The organism is Dapis purpurea BLCC-M126, from assembly GCF_050015975.1.
GTDB lineage: Bacteria > Cyanobacteriota > Cyanobacteriia > Cyanobacteriales > Microcoleaceae > Trichodesmium.
Genome location: NZ_JBNHER010000337.1, coordinates 3,404 through 9,828 on the forward strand (window position 1 = coordinate 3,404; position 6,425 = coordinate 9,828).

General features: G+C 36.2%; 5 protein-coding genes. 3 read left to right on the forward strand and 2 right to left on the reverse strand.

Annotation, left to right across the window (positions count from 1 at the left end):
* Positions 1-299 precede the first annotated feature (299 nt).
* Complete coding sequence (locus ACP6PL_RS30800) at positions 300-1,934, reverse strand: DUF6930 domain-containing protein (protein ID WP_426549184.1); 1,635 nt, start codon at positions 1,932-1,934, stop codon at positions 300-302.
* Between the two features lie 683 nt (positions 1,935-2,617).
* Here ACP6PL_RS30800 and ACP6PL_RS30805 point away from each other — a divergent pair.
* The 3 genes from ACP6PL_RS30805 (at position 2,618) to ACP6PL_RS30815 (ending at position 5,154) form a co-directional block, all read left to right on the forward strand.
* A complete protein-coding gene (locus ACP6PL_RS30805) occupies positions 2,618-2,974 on the forward strand; it encodes a HesB/IscA family protein (RefSeq protein ID WP_426549185.1) in 357 nt (118 codons plus the stop codon).
* Positions 2,975-3,325: 351 nt separating this feature from the next.
* Positions 3,326-3,748, forward strand: a complete 423-nt coding sequence (locus ACP6PL_RS30810; RefSeq protein ID WP_426549186.1) for a hypothetical protein — start codon at positions 3,326-3,328, stop codon at positions 3,746-3,748.
* A gap of 1,178 nt (positions 3,749-4,926) precedes the next feature.
* On the forward strand, positions 4,927-5,154 hold the full coding sequence (locus tag ACP6PL_RS30815) for a hypothetical protein (RefSeq protein WP_426549187.1): 228 nt from the start codon (positions 4,927-4,929) through the stop codon (positions 5,152-5,154).
* 98 nt (positions 5,155-5,252) lie between these two features.
* On the opposite strand, the gene thyD is transcribed toward ACP6PL_RS30815, so the two are convergent.
* Positions 5,253-6,176 carry a thylakoid membrane protein ThyD gene (thyD, locus tag ACP6PL_RS30820; RefSeq protein WP_426549188.1) on the reverse strand — a complete coding sequence of 308 codons (924 nt, stop codon included), beginning with the start codon at positions 6,174-6,176 and terminating at the stop codon, positions 5,253-5,255.
* Positions 6,177-6,425: the final 249 nt, after the last annotated feature.

Consider the following 6,425-nt stretch of genomic DNA (forward strand, 5'->3'; position numbering starts at 1 on the left):
CTTCTTCTTTATGTACCAGTTACAGAATTTAGGCATTTTTCTGTTATGAACACTATATATCTATAACGTTATAGTTTTTTAATGCTACATATAGTGTTTTTCCCTAAGTCATAGGTCATTTCTTCTTCTTTATGTACCAGTTACAGAATTTAGGCATTTTTCTGTTATGAACACTACATATCTATAACGTTATAGTTTTTTAATACTATATATAGTTTTTTTCCTCTACTCCCCAACTCCCCCACTCCCTCACTCCCTTACTCCCCTACTCCCTACTCCCTCACTCTCTACTCCATAATTCAAAAAGATACTGGCACCAACTTTAACGGTCCAACCCCCAATTCTTGAGATGAAAGTGATCGGACTTCAAACAAAGCCATCATATCCTTAAATTCAGGTTGACCACGGGAAGCACCTGTAATACCTCTAGCAATAATCAAACCACACCAACCACGAGTGGCAATGCAACGCTTGTCCCATTTCTCTCTGGCTTCCTGGTGTACAGGGTCATTTTGTATAAATTCACCAAATAAATGCAGTACACCATCATAAGTTTTCAATATACCCAAATCATAATTTTTTTCCTCCATAGGGTCTTCTCCTGGATTAAATCCTATACCATGAAGTCCCTGAGCTTCTTCTAAATCTGCTATCAACTTAGTTGCTTTTGGCAGAGAAGTTTGAATTAAAATTATTGGTAGACCTTCTCCTGATGTTTCAATATCTTCCTCTGCTGCTTGATATTGTTTAGTATTATCCCTTAAATATTCTACTGTCTTCCAAGGCACTACTCCCAAACTTAAGAAAGAATTTGGTGGTACTAAATCATCTTTAAGCATGGGCATTTCAATTTCTAATTCTTCCTCTCCTTCCGTATCAGTCTCCACAGCCATTTCATATAATTCTTCTGCTACTTCTGGCATAGTTGTAACTTTAACTGATACTACCTCCTCTGATTTTGGTATGGTAATGCGGTAGCGACTACTAATGCTAGGGAATTTATTACCTGTCATTTTCTTACGGGAAGCTCGCAAAAAGCGATGTAATGCTTCTAAAGTAACTAATGTTGTAACTGCTTCCTCTTCATAGAGAATAGACCTTAAACCTTCTAAAGGATGTAAATTACCAAAATTGGCCTGAATTTCAGATACTGACAAATTTTCTAGGTTTGTATCCCCATTCTCATTATCCTCATCTTCCTCCTGAAAACTATCGTAAGTAATAAAAAGGCAATCTTGCCCTAAAAAAGCTTCTTCTAAATTTTCATAAGATTTTTCATAAGCTACTCTTTCTCTAAACCTTTTGAGAGAATCTAAAGAACGATATAACAAAATCCCATAATCCATGCCCAATTTACCCAAAACGCAGGCATATAGATTTTCAATATCCCATTTATTAAGTTCTATAGAGATAATTTGATGCTCTCCTAATATTTCCCAGGGAGCATCATCCCAAATTTGATCTGCTTTTTCCACTAAAGCTTCTGCATATTCAGGAGGTAATTGAGGCGGACGATTATCTGATACTTCCTGTAGTCCCCTAAATATTTCATCAATTAGAGGTAAATCTGGTACATAATCAATTGCAATTCCTAAGTTTTGTAAGACGCCCCTGAGAAAAAATTGAATTTCTCGGTCTTTGACTACTATTTTTTGTGGCCTAATTGCTGGAGCTGGACTTTGAGGATTTTCCATAGCTCGCAGTAATGTCCTAACAATTGCTTCTGGGCCAGTATCTGGTGTTACCATATCCATTGCTCTGACCATGCCATGGGAGCCATCTACCCAGATAATACATTCGTTTGTTGTTTCTGACTCTAATTCTGGGTTAGAGCTGGATTCTGGATATATAGGACGGCGATCGCCTTCCCACACACTAGGAACTTGTTGTAATTTTTGTAACCTACGAATTGTTGAAGGATTGAGAGCTACCATATACTAAGCCTGTGAAAGTGAAGCAATTGCTGGATATTTTTTCCTTTGACCTTAAACCATATTTTTATCAATGTATTTTTATATACATTTTTCTGGAACGGTCTTGCTAGCATGAGGAGAATTGTCTCTTTGACGATACTGAACTATTGCTAGGAGCAAATGGGTGATATAATCATACAAAAGTGTTTAGACTTGATATATATTTATACCCATCTTTCAAGAATTCTACCATTAGAAAGGATAGTATTTAAGCAACTATAGATAAATATAATCAGTGTATGGGATTTTTTGAGGACTAAATATTTATTGCTTGTAATTATAATCAGAATTCAAGTGAAAAATTATTGGTTCTGGGTTGTAGGGTAAAGAGAAAATCAAGGAAGAAAAACTATAGTAATGCTATTTGATTCGTGTCCAAAATTTTGTCGCTTTTCCGAGTTTATTGATAGTTTTTGAATTGTGACAACCAGTGCGCGGATTACTATATATAATAGTAAGTTTTTTTTTCCCTAAATCTCAAGTTTTCAAACACAATGTTCCTAATCTTGAACAAAAAATTTTGATTGATAATAATTATTCAAGGTAGTTATAAGTTAGATTTTCAGAAATATATATAAAATATATATTAAGTAGTTAGAAATAACTATACAGAAAGCTATCGTAATGTAAGGAGCTAGAAACAAATGACACAAACTACTCAATCTCAAAAAAAAGGAATTCTGATGACCGAAGCTGCTGTGAATCAGGTTCTATTGTTGAGAGAGAAACAAGGAAAAGACCTTTGCCTAAGAGTAGGGGTACGTCAAGGTGGATGTTCTGGAATGTCTTATATAATGGATTTTGCAGACCCTAGCACAATTAGAGACGATGATGAAGTTTTTGATTATGATGGATTTAAGGTGGTTTGCGATCGCAAAAGTATCCTTTATCTCTATGGTTTGATGCTTGACTATAGTGATGCTTTGATTGGCGGTGGGTTCCAATTTACTAATCCTAATGCCACTCAAACCTGTGGTTGTGGTAATTCCTTTTCAGCTTAATATTAATTAAATTAAACTACATCTTTGATAAACTAGATAGGTGTGGTATATTATTCTTCTGGAAGGGTAGGGGTACAGTATTTACTGTGCCCCTAAATATTGTGTCAATTGATTTTCCAAGTGTCCAATCTTCAACTAAACTTTTTGTGATTAATTTTTTCAAGTAGAAAAGCTCGAATATTATGATCGAAAAATAAAGTCTCAAACCTACCCTTTCAAGGGGATAAAAAGGAATTTTTGGATTTTCTTAGCCTCCTAATTGAGTAGGAGGTATTGTTTCGCTCCGCGAAATGAAAAACGTTTTGTGTTCCGCAAAGCTTTCCGATCGATTACTGATAACTCATAACTGAAATGACTCAAACACCGGAAGAATTATATAAAGAAGGATTAGAAAGATATAAGGCTGGAGAAGACCCAAAAAATTTAATTCCATTATTTAAAGAAATTACTAACCGTTCTCCTAAAAGTAGTAGTAGTTGGGTTAGTTTATCATGGTTATATCTATTAGAGAAAAAACCTAAATCAGCCCATAAAGCAGCTAAGACAGGAGTTAAACTGAATCCAGACGATCCACAGGGCAGAATTAACTTAGCTTTAGCAATGCTGGAAATAGGAGAAAAAGGTGTTAGACCTCATGTAGAGATAGCCCAGCAAATGATTATGGCTGATAAAGATTGGCTCGAAGAAATTAAAAATAATATTAAGGATGGTTTTGAGAGAAGAGGTGAATGGCCTAGCCTTAGTCGAGTTGAAAGTTGGTTATTTGATGTTTAGACCAATTTTTTGGGTAAATCAAATAATTGATAAAAAATAAGGTTGAGAGCTTCCCCTGTCAAGGAGATAAAAAGGGATCATTTTGCTGGCAAATAAATTGGTTAACGGCTCCCACCCTATGGGAAGTTCCACTTTTCATAGGTTGGGATAGCGTTTAGCACTCCGTACAACATGGGTTTTGCTAGTGCAAAGCTCCGCTTTTAATGTCGCGGAGCATTAATGCTCCTTGTGCGTAGCAAAACAGCTGCCGCCGACATGAAAATGCTGCGCGAGATGTTTGCGGAGCATTCCGTCAGGCAAAAGCAAAGCTCCTCCGCAGCAGTGGGAAACCTCGCTATATCCAATCGACTAAGAGAAAGGAAATTTCTGATTTTTGTCGTCTCTGGCTTTGGTCAGTCAAAGTTACTGTTTTGCTAACGGAAAACTCCGTTTTTCATGTTAGGAACATGAAAAGCTTTTTGCTGCGCGACATTTTTGCGGAGTATTCTGTCAGGAAAAAGCAAAGCTCCTCCGCAGGAGGCAAGAGGCAGGTAAGACTCAGGAGGCTAACTGAAAAAACAAATGTATAGTCTTTAAAAAACTTAATGATTCATATAAAAACTTTACGACAAACCAGAAAAAATCATGTTATGATTTTTAGAACTTCAGAGATTACTTAATCACCATAAAGTAGGAAATCCCTAAGAGCTTATATAGCTCTACTAACTATCTAGATGATAATCGATCAAAAACTTGAAAAATGCTAATTTGGCAGCAAATTTCAGGTTAAATCTAAAACAAGAAGATTGACTTAAAATATTTAAGTAAAAAACTTAAATTTAAGTCAATTAATGTTCTATAAAAATCAGGCTCACTAAGAGAAATTATTTGCACAATTCTAGGTGAAGATGAAGTGCATTGGTAATATTCTATGAAAACCGAAAAAAAATTGCTCGAAGTCAAAAAAACTGACTAGGCAAGAAAAAAAGTAGGTTAACTAAACACAAATCAATCAAAAATGTTTTTTAGGATGTGAGGTTGGTACTCAAAGTACCAAACATACAAAGTAAGCCTAGGGATGCTAAAACAGTTTTTTAGTAGTTAGTAAGCTTTTTTAGAGAACTAAAGATTCTCTTGTATAAATCTCGATTAAGAGAGTCAAACCTAATTTTTAGATAATGCTAAGGAGTTGAAGTACAATGACATTTAATAATCAAGTTAATAACCTAGATGACGTTAATGTAAAGCCTGAAACTCGTAACCACAAAGGATTTTTTGTTCAGGAAGGCGATTATAAACTGATGAGTATTGATGAGTCTGGTTGGGCTTTAATTTGTCTAGATGATGCAGTATGTCATTATGTAGATCCAGATAATTTGCAAGAAACAAAAGAATTAATCGAAGAATCGGTAACTGTTCAGAAATAAAAGTTTGAACTACCTATAGATTTAGATTGAAAAATGATTTGGGCAAGCTGCCTTCCCAGTTATGGCAGCTTGATTCTTTTTGATAAATTTGACAAATTTCAAGAAGCCAAAATATTTTTTAGAGCAGGCTGAACATTGGGATACTGATACTCAAAGCCAGAAGCTTGAGTTTGTTTTGGTAAAACTTTTTGACCTTCTAATACAACTACAGCACCATCGCCCAATAACAATTCAATGGCAAAATTAGGTACAGGTATCCAAGAAGGTCGATTTAAAGCTGCTCCTAAATCTTGACAAAATTCTCCCATTCGTACAGGATTAGGAGCAGTAGCGTTAAATACACCTTGTATTTCTGGGTGGCGTAGACAATGTAAAATTAAACCTACCAAATCATCAATATGCACCCAAGAAAACCATTGCCTACCACTACCAATAGGTCCACCAGCGAATAACTGGAAGGGAGTTAACATTTTCGAGACAGTACCTCCCATACCCAATACAATACCAATCCGCAAAATAATTAATCTGACCCCTACATCCTTCACAGGTTGGGCCGCCGTTTCCCAAGCTTGACAAACCTGAGCCAGAAAGTCATTGCCACTATTGCTAGTTTCATCAAAAGTAGCCGTTTCGCTGGTGCCATAATAACCAATAGCTGACCCACTAACCAATACGGATGGTTTAGAATTAGCTTGGGCGATCGCCTCGACCAATTTTTCCGTAGTTACCTTACGACTATCCATAATTTCTCGCTTTCGACTAGCATTCCAACGCTCATCAGCAATACCAGCACCTGCCAGATTAACTACACCATCACAGCCATCTATAGATTTTTGCCAAGCACCAGACTGTTTTGGCTCATAGGCAACTATTTCTAAATTAGGATAAGCTGAGTTAGGAAAAATTCGTTTTGCTTTTTCTAGGTTGCGGGTTAAAACTAATATTTGTTCTCCTTCTGAATGTAGACGCTGCACCAAGCGACTTCCAACAAACCCTGTTGCTCCTGTAATAGCTACTTTCATTACTAAAAATTCTATTGACGATACTTTTATCTTTCATATAGTAGGTTACATCGCTTTTGAGATAGATTACCTCACGTCACAATCAAAACCTTGTTGTTGGTAGTGATGGCTAAAATTGTAGGTAGAAAAACCTAACCCCCCAACCCCTTTCCCTGCAAGGGAAGGGGGGAATACTTTGGCCCTCTCCTGCAAGTAGAGGGGTTGGGGCAGAGGTCTTCATTAACTCAAATTTACCCACATTTTAAAGCT